The organism is Myxococcus sp. AS-1-15, from assembly GCF_020037055.1.
GTDB classification, from domain to species: domain Bacteria; phylum Myxococcota; class Myxococcia; order Myxococcales; family Myxococcaceae; genus Myxococcus; species Myxococcus fulvus.
Genome location: NZ_JAIQDF010000006.1, coordinates 132829 through 145932, shown reverse-complemented (window position 1 = coordinate 145932; position 13104 = coordinate 132829). Strand labels below are relative to the sequence as shown.

Genomic DNA, 13104 nt, shown 5'->3' with positions numbered 1-13104 from the left:
GCGCGTCCACCTTCACCGTGGAGCGCAGATGAGCCCGTCGGACCCTCGCATCACCCTGGAAGTGCGCGGACACCTTGCCCTCATCGGCATCCACCGGCCGGAGAAGCGCAACGCGTTCGACGTGGGCATGCTGCGCGGTCTCTCGTCCGCGGTGACGGAGGCGGACCGGCATCCGGACGTGCGGTGCATGGTCATCTTCGCGGTGGGCGACCACTTCTCGGCGGGGCTGGACCTCGCGAGCGTCGCGCCCGCGCTCTCCAGCGGCGAGCCGCTCTACGCGGAGGGGTTCATCGACCCGTGGGGCATCCAGGGGCCGCCGCGCACCAGGCCCCTGGTGCTCGCTGTGCAGGGTCTGTGTCTCACGCTGTCCATCGAGCTCGTCCTCGCGGCGGACATCACCGTGGCCTCGGAGGATGCGCGCTTCGGACAGATTGAAATCAAGCGCGGCATCTTCCCGTTCGGCGGCGCCACGGTGCGCTTCCCCCAGCGCGCGGGCTGGGGCAACGCCATGCGGTGGCTGCTCACCGGCGATGAGTTCGACGCGCGCGAGGCCTACCGCATCGGCCTGGTGCAGGAGGTGGTGGAGCGCGGCCGGCACCTGGAGCGGGCGCTCGCCCTGGCGGAGACGGTGGCGAAGCAGGCCCCGCTGGGCGTGCAGGCGACGCTCGCGTCCGCGCGACAGGCGGTGCACGAAGGGCCCGACGCAGCCAGGGCCGCGCTGCTGCCCCGGCTGCTGGAGCTGGTGAAGACGGAGGACGCCGCCGAGGGCGTCCAGTCCTTCCTCGAGCGCCGCGAGGCCCGCTTCAGCGGCAAGTGAAGCGGACATGCGGGGCCCGGGGACGGTCCGTCAGAACTTCTCGAACTTGGACTTCTCCTTGCGCTTCTTGAAGAGCAGCGCCGTGCGGCCCAACAGCTGGGCCAGCTCGGCGCTGGTGCCCTCGGCGAGGCGCGCGGCGGCTTCCTGGCGCGACTCGGGGCCCTCGTTGATCTTCACCTTGATGAGCTCGTGGTCGTGCAGCGCCTGCTCGACGGCGGCGATGACGCCCTCGGTGACGCCGGATTGACCGACGATGACCACCGGCTCCAGGTGGTGTCCGAGCGCGCGCAGATGGCGGCGTTGCTTCCCGGTGAGCGACACGTTGCTGTCTCCTTCGACTCCACCCGCGGGGCCCCTGGCCCCTCCGGATGGGGGGCGCACCCTACTTCTTCTGGGCCGCCATGCGAATCTCCCGCTGAGCGTCGATGTGGTCTGGCTGAAGCTCCACGGTCCGCTTGAAGTGCTTCAGCGCCCCCGCGGTGTCTCCCGTCAGCTTCGCAATCACCCCGAGGAAGTAGTGCGCCGGCGCACACCGCTCGTTGCGCTTGATGGCGTTCTGGATTTCCCGGAACGCCTCCGGCTGCGCCGCCTTCTTGTCCGTCGCCGTGAAGAACCGCGCATAGCCCCGCCAGGCGTAGAACTCCGCCTCCTCGGCGTTGAGCTGGATGGCCTCGTTCAACATCTTCACGGCCTCCGGGAACTTGCGCGCCTTCACCAGGATGCACGACTTCTGGAAGAGCTCCTCCGCCATCAGGATGGCGTTGATGTCCACCTCCGCCCCGGCGCCACCACTCTTCAGCTCCTCGAGATAGGCCGCCCGGCTCTTGTCGTCGGACAGCGTCCGGTACGCATCGCCGATGTAGGCGAACACCTCGGCCTTGAGCTTCTCGAGCTCCGGCGGCGCCCCCTGTGGGAGCGTGTCCGGGTGGTACAGCTTGGCCAGACGGAAGTAGGCGACCTTGACCGCGCTGCCGTCCGCCTGCTCCGCCAACCCCAGCCGCTGGAAGTGGTTCTGCTGCTTCAACGCCATCGCCAGCTGCTTGAGCGCTGGAATCTCGTCGGCGCCCGGCGGAGGGCCGGAGACCGTGGGCGGCGCCGGACGTGCTGCCGCGGCGGGCGCGGGGCTCGCCGGACGGGCTGGCGCCGCGCCGACGACGGGCGGAGGACGGGGGGCCGCGGCGGCTCCAGGAGGATTGCCCGGACGGGCCGCTGCCGGCGCGGCGGCACCCGGCGGATTGCCCGGGCGCGCGGCCTGCGGTGAGCCCGCTCCCGGGGGATTCCCAGGCGCGGCGGTCGGAGCCTGTGCCCCCGGTGGCGGGGCCGGGCGGGGCGCGGCCGTGGGACCCGCGGTGGGCGCAGGACCGGGCTGCGCGGCGGCCGTGGGGCCCGCCACCGTCGCGGGGGCCGGGCGCGCGGCCGCGAAGGACACCGCGTCCAGCTCGCGCAGCAGGAAGGCCAGGCGCAGCAGGTGGTCGGCGTCCTGCGGGAAGTCCGCGAGGAGCTGCGACACCGAGCGCACTCCATCGATGACCGTGAGCGCGCGAACCTCGTGCGGCGTCAGCCGCAGCTCGCTGGCGGCCACCATCCCACCCGACTTCATGATGGGCAGGTTGAGCACCGGCATGAGCCGACGCTTGATGTCCGCGGAGGGCATGCGGCGCACCGTGTCGCTGAGCACCGCCCACCGGTTGCCCAGCGGCATGGCCTTGTTGCCCGCCAGCTCCCGCAGCTCGAAGGCGAACATGCCGGACTCGGCGCGCAGGCCCTTGAACAGGATGCTGGAGGCTCGCTGCGCCAGAATCGAGAACGCGCTGGCGGGCTGGAGCAGACCGAGTCCGAAGAGCGCGGCGAGCAGGTCTCCGCCGAAGCGCTCCTTGGCGGACTCGGCTTGCTGGAGCTGCTCGGGCGTGAGCAGCCGCGCGCCCATCAGCGACGTGCCCAGCGAGTCCTCGGGGTGGTTGGAGTCGACGAACTCCGGGTTGCCCTTGCGGAAGTGAATCAGGGTGACCCGGTCCGTGAGCGCCAGCTTGAGCAGGCCCGTCTGCTCCGCGGAGGCGATGCGGCCGAAGAGGTTCAGCGGCGAGGTCTGCTCGAGCTGCCCCTGCGAGGGCATCGCGTAGGGCGAGGACTCCGTGGAGACGGCGGGCGCGGCTGCCGTGGAGGGGAAGGGGGCTGCTGGAGGGACGGCTCCCGCCTGCGGCGTGGCGACCTGGGGCTGTCCGGTGGCCGCGTTGGGCGGCGCGACGGGCCGTGCGACGGCTCCGGGGGCTCCGGGGGCCGCACCTGGAACTTGAGGCCGTGCGGCCTGCATCGGGTTGCCTTGCGCCCGAGGATCCCCCGGTCGAACCCCTGGACCCGCCATGGGGACCCCTGGGCCCGCCATGGGTGCACCTGGGCCTGCCATGGGGACCCCTGGTCGAGCCACGGGCGCTCCCGGGCCTGCCATCGGGGCTCCTGGGCCCGCCATGGGGACACCAGGGCCCGCCATGGGGACACCTGGACGCCCGGTTGCACCGGGCCCCGCCATGGGCGCACCTGGGCCCGCCATGGGGACACCTGGACGCCCGGTTGCACCGGGCCCCGCCATGGGCGCACCCGGGCCCGCCATGGGAACTCCTGGGCGTGCGATCGGCGCGGCACCTGGCCCCGCCATCGGCGCGGCACCTGGCCCTGCCATCGGCGCGGCACCTGGGCCCGCCATCGGTACTCCCGGTCCCGCCATCGGCACGCCCGGACCGGCCATGGGCGCCGCACCCGGCCCCGCCATGGGCACACCGCCCGGCCCTGCCATGGGGACACCGGGGCGCGCTACCGGGGCCTGGGGCCCGGGGCCGAGGTTCGCCGGCGCGCCGTCACCCCACAGCTCGCGCGGGAACACCTCGCGGGCCTCGGGGAAGCGCCAGGGGAAGGCGAAGTTCAGCCCGTCCTCGGAGACCTGGAGCTTGCCCTTGATGGCGCCGCTGTCGATGAGCAGCTCGATGGTCGGCAGGGTGAGGGGCCCCCACAGGGTGCCCCTGTCGTTGCGGACCCAATATTGACGGACGTCACCCTCCGCCATGCGCGGTTCTGCTCCATTCCTGCTGCGAGAAGACGGCAACCCTACCGCTCTCCCAGGAAGGCTCAAAGCAGACGGCGGGGCGGAGGGCTCATACCCTGTGTCAGGGCGTGGCCCCGTCCAGCACCGCCATCCCCAGGACCGACAGGCAGGCCGGGTCCGCCTGCTGCTCGACGGGCGGGTCGAAGCAGTGCACCTCGCTGTCGAACACCTTGCAGATGCCCGAGGGCGTGGACGCACACGCGGACTTCGAGAACGCCGTCGTGCACGCATATCCACACGCCGGGCCGGACTCCGTGTTGCGGCACTCCGGCGCGGGAATCGCGCGCTTCCAGGTGCACAAAGCCGCCGCAGGCGGGTCGAAGCAGGTGATGCGCCCGCTCGAAATCTTGCACACCCCCGCCGGCGTCCGGGTGCACCGCACGCCCTCTGACGCGTTGAGACAGTTGTAGCCACACGTCAGCTCCACCCCGTTGCTGCGGCAGTCCGCGCGGGGCGTCTCCTTGCCGTACACCGCGAAGACCACCGCCGGCGGGTCGAAGCACTCCACCTCGCCTCCGCGCGCCTTGCACACCCCGGCCGGCGACTTCGCGCACTTCACCCGGCCCGGCTGCGTCACGCAGTGGTAGCCACACGCCACCGCCCCGTCGATGGCCTTGCACTCGGGCTCCGGCAGCGCCGCGCCATACGCCTTCACCACGTACGCCGGCGGGTCGAAGCACACCGCCTGCCCGTCGATGAGCTGACAGCGCCCCTGGGGCGTCTGCGCACAGCGGGCGCGGTTCGAGTCGGACTTGCACCCATATCCACACGCCACCTGGCTGTTCATCATCCGGCAGGTGGGCGCGTTGGGGTCCTGCGAGGGTGGAGCCGAGGCCAGCGTGAGCGCCAGCACGGTGAAGAGGGAGGCGAGCATGAAGACCTCGGAGGTGAAACGACCCGGGCATTGACGCCCAAGGTGGCGGGGGACGCAAGAAGCGAGCAGCCGCGACGGCGCCCGTGGTACCCAGGCGCCGCTCGAGGCGAGGGAGACACAGGGTGGACCTACTGGTGGACGTCAGTGCGCAGCACCTGCTGCTGCTGTGTGTCGCGGCGCTGGTGGCGGGCATGGTGGATGCCATCGCGGGCGGCGGCGGGCTCATCACGCTGCCGGCGCTGCTGACGGCGGGGCTGCCCCCGCACGTGGCGCTGGGGACCAACAAGGGGCAGTCCGTGTTCGGCTCGTTCGCGGCGCTGGTGCGCTTCTCGCGCGCGGGGCTGGTGGACTGGAAGCTGGCGCGCGTGACGTTCCCCTTCGGCCTGGGCGGCGCCTTCGCGGGCGCGGCGCTGGTGCTGCTGGTGAAGCCGGAGGTGCTCAAGCCGCTGGTGCTGGTGCTGCTCATCGCCGTGGCGGTGTTCCTGGCCTTCCGCCGCGCGCCGCCCAAGGCCCCCGCGCACGCGGAGCCCTCGCCCCGCTCGCGCGCCCAGGCCATCGGCGCGCTCATCGCGCTGGCCGTCGGCACCTATGACGGGTTCTTCGGCCCGGGCACGGGCACCTTCCTCATCGTCGGCTTCAACACGCTGCTGGGCCACGGCCTGGCGCGAGCGTCCGCGGACGCGAAGGTGGTGAACTTCGCCTCCAACCTGGCGTCCGTCATCCTGTTCTCGCTCAAGGGCGTGGTGCTGTGGAAGGTGGCGCTGCCCATGGCCGCGGCGCAGTTCACCGGCGCGTGGCTGGGCGCGCACCTGGCGGTGAAGGGCGGCGACACCCTGGTGCGCAAGGTGGTGCTCGCCGTGGTGCTGGCGCTGGTGCTGAAGCTGGGACGCGACGTGGTGATGGGCTGACGGTCCTTCAGCCGATGTGCACCAGCAGCGCGCCGTCGCGGCGGGACACCTGGGCGACGAACTTCTGGAGCTCCTCGAAGTAGGAGAGCACCTCCTCGAGCGGGTCGCTGTCCTCGGGCGGCTCATCCCAGGTGCCGGGGTAGATGTCCTGGGCCTGCATCTTCGCCGGGTCGAAGCGGCGGCGCAGCGTGTTCTCGGAGACGTCCTTCAGCGCGGTGGCGAGCGCCTTCACCTGCGCGGGCGCGAAGACGCGCGCGGTGCCCTCGTCGGAGGGGATGTCGCCCACGTCGTCACCGCCGCGGACGAGGAAGTCCAACGGCGCGCTGCCCTCCCACGCGGTGCCGGTGAGCAGGTACTGGAGGGCATGCCACGCCTCGCCGATGTCCAGCTCCAGGAACGCTCCGCCCTTCGGGTCTCCGAAGTCCTCGTCGTCGTCGAGGAAGTCCTCCAGGCGCTCGGGGGCCTGAAGCAGGGCGCCGCGCTGCGCCTCCGTGACGCTGCGCAAGGTGCAGAGCATCTCCATGCGGGGGACCTCGTGTGACGCGAAAGCCGGGGGAAGTGGAGCGGCGCCGGACCCTACCAGTCCCGGGCGAGCGTGCGGAATTTCGATGCGGGCCCCTCCGCCCCCAGGTCCACCGACGCGGGCCGCGAGTCCTCGGAATGCTAGGCTTCCGACGTCGGGCCGTCGTCCTCGCGGTTGGAAGCCAGGGAGCTCGGGTATGCACCGAGGGGTTCGTTGGGTCATCGCCATCGCGGGCGTCGGGGTGTCGCTGTCGCTCGCGGCGCTCCTGCGGCGGCAACTGGCGCAAGAGCCCCGACCCAAGGTCGCCACCGCTCGGGTTTCCGACGCGGGTTCGCCGGACGCGGGCTCGATGCCCATCGAGGACCCCGAGGACCCCCGCACGCTGGCGCCTTCTCAACTGGGGCGCGTCTATGTGCGGACGCTCGACCCCTGGGGGCTCAAGCCGGTGCCGGGAATCACGGTGGCCATCGTGAGCGAGGGCCAGCCGCGTCGGCTGCATCCGGAGCAGTTGAAGACGGATGCGCAGGGCATGGCCCGCTTCCCCAAGGTGCGCGCGGGCGTGTTCACCGTCTGCGCGAAGGGGCCGCGCCACATCGAGACGTGCCAGATGAACCTGGAGCTCTCACCGGAGAGCAGCCACACCGTGGAGCTGTCCATGACGGAGCGCTCCACGGCCGCTGGCAGGTGACGCTCAGCAGGGCAGCCAGGGACCCACGCCGCGCTCGCACGAGTCGTAGCAGACGGAGATGGCCTGGGCGCACACCTCGCTCGAGACCCCGCACTGGGACGGACACCAGGCGTTGGCCTGGTAGCACTCGTCCCAGCAGGAGACCTGGGCGCTCGTCGAGGTCTCGGTCTGGGGCGCCTCCGGGCTCACCGGCTCGCTCGCGGGCGCGCCGCCACCACAGCCGAGGAGGGACAGGCAGACGGCGAGGGACGCGAGGAAGGGGCGCAGCTGCATGGAGGTGCTCCGTGGCGTGGGGGATGACCGCGGACACCACTGTAGCCGAATGGCAGATGCAGACTCGTTCCCAGTTCGGCGTGCCGCCGCGCGCCCCGCACGGCTAGCTGCAGACGCGGCTCTTCACGGGACAGGGCAAGTCGAAGCTGCCCTCCACCCGGATGGTGCGCTCGGTGGCGTCCTTCTTGTTGGCGGAGCTGTGCGTGCGGGCGGTGAACTTGAACGTGCCCGCGACGCCGCGGCCGTCGAACCGGGTCAGCACCAGGACGCCGGGCACGGTGAGCATGTAGTTGACGCCCTTGAGGCGCAGCGCCACGGGCAACTCGCCGGGCTTCTCGTCCAGCGTGACGAGCGGGTACGCGCCGGGCTTGAAGGGAACGCTCTCCTTGGTGTTCTGCCCGGAGAGGATGCTCAGGCTCGCCGACTGGATGCCGCCCGCGCTGATGCAGTGGATGGACAGGGGGCCGCTCATCGTCCCCTTCGCCGCGAGCTTCGCGGCGGCGGCCTGGACCTTCTTGGGGTCCTGCTTCATCCGGCTGTGGATCTTCTCGTAGACCGCGCGCATCTCCTCGGGAGACATCCAGTGGTCCGAGGTGGCGGACTGCGTGCCGCCCTTGCCGGAGAAGGCCAGCTGCAGGCCTCCCATCACCCGGACCTCACAGGTGCCCTCGCGCCGCGCCGCGAGCGCGGGCAGCGAGCAGAGCATCACGAGGGCGACGGCGGCGGCGTGTCGCATGGGGCGGCTTTCCGGGGCAGGGGGCGGCACGAGGCCGCCCGGTGGTTCCCGGACTGTAGAACGTCAGGGCGTCGGAGAGGCGCTCTTCGGGGTGCCGGTCTCCGGCGGCCGGTCGATTTCCTCGGCCGGGAAGTTGGCGGCCGCCTCCAGGTAGCGCGGCGGCTGGATGCGGCGGCGGTCGCGCTTGTTGAGCCCCTCGGGCTCCACGTAGGTCGGCTCCGCGCCTGCGCGCTGCTCCACGAGGGAGCCGTCGCAGAAGTGCCACCGGAAGGTGCCGTCCATTGCGGCGCGCGCGTAGAACACCGTGGCCTCGCCAATCTTCGGGTCGGCGGTGCACCACGTGCCGCGCGCGGTGGCCTCGCGCTGGGGCGACTCCTCCTTCCACTTGTCCTGGGCCTGGCGCAGCGACACGGCGGCGAGCACCGAGTCCGCGCTGGACAGCCGCTCGCGCGCCTCCTTCACCAGCTCCCCACCCCGGCGCGAAATCTCCGGGAAGGCGCCCTTGTCCTTGAACCCGCACTGCGCGAGGCCCCGGAGGTTGTTCTCGTGGACCGCCAGCACCGGCGGCAGCGTCTGCTGGGCCTCCTTCAGGAGCTCCACCTGCTTCGCATGGTCCAGCGAGGCGGGCGTGTCGAGCTTGTCGGTGCCGTTGACGAAGCGCGCCAGCACGCCGTTGACGGCCGTCAGCTCGTCCGACAACCAGCGCTGCTCCGCGTCACAGGGGCTGGCCTTGGCACCCCCGTAGTCTCGGTAGTCCGCTCGGGAGATGCCCAAGCTGTAGTGCAGGACCGGAGGGGCGGGCCGGGACGCGCACGCCGACAGCGACGCGCCCAGGGCCGCGAGCAGGACTCGGCGACCAGTGACCTTCATGACGCCCCAGTCTGCCATCTGGTTTGCGTGCGAACAAACCACGAGGCGGGCCGGGGCGCCGTTTCACACTAAGAGTGTGAGGGAGTGACTAGAGCGGGCACACGATGGGCCCGCGGCTGCCACAGACGTTGCGGGGGATGAAGTAGTGGCCGAGCTCGTCGCTCCAGTACGCGTACATCTGGAGGCCGTTGTTGCAGCGCACCGAGGGCGTCATGACGATGCAGTGCAGGTCCTCGTTGTACTCCAGGGCGGCCTCCGTCTGGGCCAGCTCGGGGGCGGCCGCCTCGGGCTGCCCGTCCAGGGCCTCGGTGCCACCACAGCCCGCCAACAGCACGCCAGCCAACCACAGCCCCTTCATGTTCCAGCTCCGCATGGTGCCTCCAGGTGAGCGACCGCTCGGGTCGAACTGAGTAGCAAAAGCATCTGGGTTGCGCGGGTCGCATTTAAAGTCGCGGACGGCTCCCGGAGGGGCGGAGAAATCGTGTCCCCTCCCGGGAAGATGGTGCGGGCGCGTCGTTGACCCGTGGGTGGGCGCGCCTCCTCGCGCGTCCCGGACTCGGAGACACGCGATGCGCGGACGCAGGCGGTTCCCTCGGTGCTCGTGGGTGGGAGTGCTTTCGCTGGCCCTGCTGTGGGGCACGGGCTGTGGCGAGGCTCCGCCCGACACTCCGGACGTGGCGCTGCCGGACGAGGTGCTGGAGGGGGCCTTCGTGGCGGTGCCTCGGGAGGTGGGGGCCGCCGAGCGACAGCAGGTGGAGCAGAAGCTGCGAGGCGTGGTGGAGGACTCGGGGCGCGGCTTCTACCTGGCCATCCGTCGGGACCAGCTGGCGACGAAGTGGTTCTTGTCCGCGTACATCCAGCAATACCACCCGGGAGGCGCCGCCTACTTCGCGGCCAACTCGCTGGGCACGCGCGTGGTGAGCTTCAAGGAGCAGAACGGCAAGCTGTTCGTCCTGGATGTGGATGACCGCAAGGTCCTGAGCGACATCTTCGACCCGCAGGTGTTGGTGGAGGCGTATCCCATCGTGGAGGACCACCCGCCGTTCCACCGGCGGCGGGGCTCGGAGCAGTACGTGCTCATCGACCCGGCGGCGGGGCTCAACCGCTTCGGGGTGATGGGGGACCTGAACGCGGTGATGATGCGCGCGCAGTTCCAGGTGGAGCTGAGCCTGGCGCAGAAGCTGCGGCCCATCGCGGACGGCGTCACCTTCGAGCAGGTCTTCACCGGCTACTCGAACCTGCCGGATGACATGGCGCCGCTGTACCTGGAGGAGAACCCCTTCCGCACGTCGGGCACGCTGAGCATCGCGCTGCGCCGCTACCAGGAGAGCCCGAGCTACGTGCCCACGCCCGCGCCCGCGCGGGAGCACTACTTCCTGAGCGAGCCGAAGCTGATTCCGAACACGGGAGGCGCCACCGAGCGCGTGGCCGCGAAGTGGGCCATCCAGCCGGGCATGACGCCCATCCGCTGGCGCATCACCCCCAGCCTGCTCACGGTGCAGGCGGACCCGCGCTTCCAGGCGTATGACCTGGTGGGCGCGGTGAAGCGGGGCATCGAGGGATGGAACACGGCCTTCGGCTTCCCGGTGCTCGAGGCGGTGATGGGGGACAGCTCCAGCGACTTCGGCCGTGATGACGAGAACCACCTCATCGTCGACCCGGACCGCGCGGCGTCGTTCGCCTTCGCCGACTGGCGGACCAACCCGAACACCGGCGAGATTCGCGGCGCCAGCATCTACCTGGGCAGCAACTGGCTGGAGGTGGCGCACCAGACTTTCTCAGGGGACATGGGCGCGGGCGCGGGGGTGGCCACCGAGCGGCCCGCCCCGTCGCTGCGGATGTCCTGGGCCGGCATGGGGGGCGAGGCGCGGTGCGACTTCCACTCCGAGGCGCTGCTCGAACAGGGCGAGCAGGGGGCGGAGCTCCTCGTCGAGCCCGGCTCGCCGATGACCAAGAAGCAGAAGGTGGAGGCGTACCTCACGTACCTGGTGCTGCACGAGGTGGGGCACACGCTGGGGTTGCGGCACAACTTCGCGGGCTCGCAGGTGTACGACGGCGGCGCGACGGGGGCGCGCTCCAGCTCGGTGATGGAGTACCTGGACCCTCGGGATGCCGTGTACGGCGACGCGCCGGGCGCCTACGACGTGCAGGCAGTGCGCTACCTCTATGGCCTGTCCCCGGACCTGCCCACGCAGCCGTACTGCACCGACGTGGACGCGCGCGTCGACCCGTACTGCAACCGGTATGACCGCACCGACGAGCCGCTGACGAAGTTCTACGTGCCCGCGATGAACGTGGCGATGAACACCCTGCTGAATGTCTCGCACCCCCTCCTGTATGCGTCGCTGGCGGGCCGGTTCAACGCGACGGCCAACCCCGTGCTCCAGTTCGTGCGCGCGGGCAGCCCGGCGGTGCAGGCGCAGGCGTATCAGCTCGCGATGCAGCAGGTGCGTCCGCCGCTGGTCATTCCCGCTGGGGCTCCCGCGCACTACGCGTCGCGCGCGGATGACCTGGCGCGCAGGCTCCTGGCGCGGCTGTACCTGGACCCGGCGGCGCAGCGAGGCCCCTTCAGCGCCAACCCGCCCGACGCTCCCGCGCTGACGTCGCTGGTGCTGGCGGACGTGCAGGGCATCCTGCTCAACTCGGATGGGGTGCGCGGGTACGCCGCGCGCCGCGCCATGGTGGATATCCTGAAGGTCCAGCAGTCACTGGCCGCGTACTCCATCCTGATGTCCGCGCGGGACTCGCTCACCGCCGCGCTGCCCACGCTGAGCGCCGATGAGAGGTTGCAGACGACGGACCTGATTGCCCGCATCACCGCCGCGCTGTCCCCGTACTACCGCTGAATCCCTCGCGCGAGTTGGCGCACCCGGGATGCAGGTGCAATCCAGGGGGTGCTGTGCCTACGCTCGGGGCATGTTCTCGTTGCTCGTGGGGCTCACCGCTTCACTCCTGGCCGCGTCCCCTGTCGCGAAAGGGGATGCGTGCGAGGGGAAGGTCCGGGTCCACCGGGCCTGGGTGTTCCGGGGCGGGGCGACGGTGCAGCCCCCTCCGTCCACGGAGTTGGTGGCCATCGACTTCTCGCACCGGGACGCGGAGCCCGTCCGAATCCATCTCCAGGATGGAGCGGGGAGGCCCCCCGCGTCCGACTTCCAGTGGGTGTTGCTGGATGACCAGGGCGCGCCGGTGGACCGCTACTTCGAGTCGCTCGGCGCCGCGGCGAAGCCTCGACGACTGGCGCTCATCACCGCGGTGCCCAAGGGCACCCGCGCGCTGAAGCTGACGTTCCAGGGCGTGTGCGTCGTGGACCTCACGGTCCAGGCCCGAGGGCCCGAGTGGCCGCCGCTGCCCCAGGTGGAGCTGCGCTCCTGGACGCGCCAGGGCTCCGCCGCCACCGCGCTCGTCGCTGTCCGCTGGTTGCTGGACGGAGAGCTGCCCACGGGCTCCGCGCTTCAGGGAAACAAGCTGCGTCGGCCCATCGCCGCCATCGCCGTGGACGCGAAGGGACAGCGCTTGTCGCGAGGCACGCTCCAGCGGCGGCACTTCCTGGTGCGCTACTGGCTGGACGCGGACTCGCCGGAGCTGCTCGAGTCCCACTCCGGCCCGCTGCGACTGCCTCCGCTCGTGGAGGCGCCGCTGCCCGCGCCCCTGACGAGGGCGCTCACGCGGGTGGAGGCGTTGGCCGCCGAATCGGACGACCCCTACGAGGCGAGGCGCTTCGGACTATCGCCCCGGCCCTGAACGACGGGTTGGCGGCGCGCGCGAGACGGGGCACGCGCCGCCACGCCTGGCTACTCGACGACGACGAGCTTCGCGTTGTTCTCCACGGTGGTGCCTTCCTTGGCGAACAGCTCGGTCACCTTGCCCGCCTTGGGGCTCTTGAGCTCGTTCTCCATCTTCATGGCCTCCACCACCACCAGGCCCTGGCCCTCCTTCACCTCGTCGCCCACCTTCACCAGCACCTTCACCACCTTGCCCGGCATGGGCGCGGTGACGAGCTGCTTGCCCTCCACGGAGAAGCCCGCCGTGCCCGCGCGCAGCCGCAGCCGACGCTCGTCCGCGACGTCGAAGCGGCTCACCTGGCCGCGGAGCAGCACGCCCACCTCGTCGCCGTTCTCCTCGAACTCGACGCTGTAGGACTGGCCGTCCACCAACATGCTCATGGTGCCGTGCTCGAGCGCGAGCGCGTCCACCTGGTACGTGACGCCGTTGACGGTGAGCTTGTAGCGCTCGCCACCCAGCGCCTCCAGGTCCACCGGCACCGCTTCCTTCTGTCCCTGCTGCTTCGTGAAATAGCGCATGGAAGTCTCGTGAGCCT

Annotated in this window: 14 protein-coding genes; 5 read left to right on the top strand and 9 right to left on the bottom strand. The window is 71.2% G+C overall.

Translation table 11 applies throughout. The features are described from left to right. Nucleotides 1–28 precede the first annotated feature (28 nt). The gene (locus K8625_RS18515; RefSeq protein ID WP_223746175.1) at nucleotides 29–817 is read left to right on the top strand and encodes a crotonase/enoyl-CoA hydratase family protein; all 789 of its coding nucleotides are present in this window, start codon (nucleotides 29–31) and stop codon (nucleotides 815–817) included. Between the two features lie 30 nt (nucleotides 818–847). Here K8625_RS18515 and yhbY read toward each other — a convergent pair whose 3' ends face one another. The 3 genes from yhbY to K8625_RS18495 all read right to left on the bottom strand — a co-directional run bounded on the left by yhbY (nucleotide 848) and on the right by K8625_RS18495 (nucleotide 4788). After that, nucleotides 848–1138 carry a ribosome assembly RNA-binding protein YhbY gene (yhbY, locus tag K8625_RS18510; protein ID WP_141328741.1) on the bottom strand — a complete coding sequence of 97 codons (291 nt, stop codon included), beginning with the start codon at nucleotides 1136–1138 and terminating at the stop codon, nucleotides 848–850. A 61-nt stretch (nucleotides 1139–1199) separates the two neighbouring features. Further along, nucleotides 1200–2930, bottom strand: coding sequence for a DnaJ domain-containing protein (locus tag K8625_RS44485; RefSeq protein WP_223783433.1), 1731 nt, complete (start codon nucleotides 2928–2930; stop codon nucleotides 1200–1202). Between the two features lie 1045 nt (nucleotides 2931–3975). After that, complete coding sequence (locus K8625_RS18495; RefSeq protein WP_223746177.1) at nucleotides 3976–4788, bottom strand: hypothetical protein; 813 nt, start codon at nucleotides 4786–4788, stop codon at nucleotides 3976–3978. Nucleotides 4789–4979: 191 nt separating this feature from the next. On the opposite strand from K8625_RS18495, the gene K8625_RS18490 reads away from it, so the two are divergent. Then, complete coding sequence (locus tag K8625_RS18490; RefSeq protein ID WP_255652742.1) at nucleotides 4980–5696, top strand: TSUP family transporter; 717 nt, start codon at nucleotides 4980–4982, stop codon at nucleotides 5694–5696. A 7-nt stretch (nucleotides 5697–5703) separates the two neighbouring features. Here K8625_RS18490 and K8625_RS18485 read toward each other — a convergent pair whose 3' ends face one another. Next, complete coding sequence (locus K8625_RS18485) at nucleotides 5704–6219, bottom strand: YfbM family protein (RefSeq protein WP_141331012.1); 516 nt, start codon at nucleotides 6217–6219, stop codon at nucleotides 5704–5706. 196 nt (nucleotides 6220–6415) lie between these two features. Between K8625_RS18485 and K8625_RS18480 the strand changes: the two genes are divergently transcribed. Beyond that, nucleotides 6416–6907, top strand: coding sequence for a hypothetical protein (locus K8625_RS18480; RefSeq protein ID WP_223783432.1), 492 nt, complete (start codon nucleotides 6416–6418; stop codon nucleotides 6905–6907). Between the two features lie 3 nt (nucleotides 6908–6910). Here the strand turns inward: K8625_RS18480 and K8625_RS18475 are convergent, their stop codons facing one another. From K8625_RS18475 to K8625_RS18460, 4 genes are all read right to left on the bottom strand, one after another. Next, complete coding sequence (locus K8625_RS18475; protein ID WP_223746179.1) at nucleotides 6911–7180, bottom strand: hypothetical protein; 270 nt, start codon at nucleotides 7178–7180, stop codon at nucleotides 6911–6913. Nucleotides 7181–7283: 103 nt separating this feature from the next. Further along, nucleotides 7284–7916: a hypothetical protein gene (locus K8625_RS18470; RefSeq protein WP_223746180.1), complete on the bottom strand. Its 633-nt coding sequence runs from the start codon at nucleotides 7914–7916 to the stop codon at nucleotides 7284–7286. Nucleotides 7917–7979: 63 nt separating this feature from the next. Continuing rightward, nucleotides 7980–8786 (bottom strand): hypothetical protein, encoded by an 807-nt coding sequence (locus K8625_RS18465; protein ID WP_223746181.1) that lies wholly within the window; start codon nucleotides 8784–8786, stop codon nucleotides 7980–7982. An 88-nt stretch (nucleotides 8787–8874) separates the two neighbouring features. Then, nucleotides 8875–9159 (bottom strand): hypothetical protein, encoded by a 285-nt coding sequence (locus K8625_RS18460; protein WP_223746182.1) that lies wholly within the window; start codon nucleotides 9157–9159, stop codon nucleotides 8875–8877. Nucleotides 9160–9391: 232 nt separating this feature from the next. On the opposite strand from K8625_RS18460, the gene K8625_RS44480 reads away from it, so the two are divergent. Together K8625_RS44480 and K8625_RS18450 are read left to right on the top strand one after the other, a co-directional pair. After that, nucleotides 9392–11632 carry a zinc-dependent metalloprotease gene (locus K8625_RS44480; RefSeq protein ID WP_223783431.1) on the top strand — a complete coding sequence of 747 codons (2241 nt, stop codon included), beginning with the start codon at nucleotides 9392–9394 and terminating at the stop codon, nucleotides 11630–11632. Between the two features lie 70 nt (nucleotides 11633–11702). Beyond that, nucleotides 11703–12527: a hypothetical protein gene (locus K8625_RS18450; RefSeq protein WP_223783430.1), complete on the top strand. Its 825-nt coding sequence runs from the start codon at nucleotides 11703–11705 to the stop codon at nucleotides 12525–12527. Between the two features lie 50 nt (nucleotides 12528–12577). On the opposite strand, the gene K8625_RS18445 is transcribed toward K8625_RS18450, so the two are convergent. After that, nucleotides 12578–13087, bottom strand: coding sequence for a biotin/lipoyl-containing protein (locus tag K8625_RS18445; RefSeq protein ID WP_141331022.1), 510 nt, complete (start codon nucleotides 13085–13087; stop codon nucleotides 12578–12580). Between the last annotated feature and the right edge of the window lie 17 nt (nucleotides 13088–13104).

What these genes read in the sequence shown, in the direction of transcription:
- K8625_RS18515 (WP_223746175.1), top strand. Translation starts at nt 29, where the DNA reads ATGAGCCCGTCGGACCCTCGCATCACCCTGGAAGTGCGCGGACACCTT.
- K8625_RS44485 (WP_223783433.1), bottom strand. Translation starts at nt 2,930, where the DNA reads ATGCCCTCGCAGGGGCAGCTCGAGCAGACCTCGCCGCTGAACCTCTTC.
- K8625_RS18495 (WP_223746177.1), bottom strand. Translation starts at nt 4,788, where the DNA reads ATGCTCGCCTCCCTCTTCACCGTGCTGGCGCTCACGCTGGCCTCGGCT.
- K8625_RS18490 (WP_255652742.1), top strand. Translation starts at nt 4,980, where the DNA reads ATGGTGGATGCCATCGCGGGCGGCGGCGGGCTCATCACGCTGCCGGCG.
- K8625_RS18485 (WP_141331012.1), bottom strand. Translation starts at nt 6,219, where the DNA reads ATGGAGATGCTCTGCACCTTGCGCAGCGTCACGGAGGCGCAGCGCGGC.
- K8625_RS18480 (WP_223783432.1), top strand. Translation starts at nt 6,416, where the DNA reads ATGCACCGAGGGGTTCGTTGGGTCATCGCCATCGCGGGCGTCGGGGTG.
- K8625_RS18475 (WP_223746179.1), bottom strand. Translation starts at nt 7,180, where the DNA reads ATGCAGCTGCGCCCCTTCCTCGCGTCCCTCGCCGTCTGCCTGTCCCTC.
- K8625_RS18470 (WP_223746180.1), bottom strand. Translation starts at nt 7,916, where the DNA reads ATGCGACACGCCGCCGCCGTCGCCCTCGTGATGCTCTGCTCGCTGCCC.
- K8625_RS18465 (WP_223746181.1), bottom strand. Translation starts at nt 8,786, where the DNA reads ATGAAGGTCACTGGTCGCCGAGTCCTGCTCGCGGCCCTGGGCGCGTCG.
- K8625_RS18460 (WP_223746182.1), bottom strand. Translation starts at nt 9,159, where the DNA reads ATGCGGAGCTGGAACATGAAGGGGCTGTGGTTGGCTGGCGTGCTGTTG.
- K8625_RS18450 (WP_223783430.1), top strand. Translation starts at nt 11,703, where the DNA reads ATGTTCTCGTTGCTCGTGGGGCTCACCGCTTCACTCCTGGCCGCGTCC.
- K8625_RS18445 (WP_141331022.1), bottom strand. Translation starts at nt 13,087, where the DNA reads ATGCGCTATTTCACGAAGCAGCAGGGACAGAAGGAAGCGGTGCCGGTG.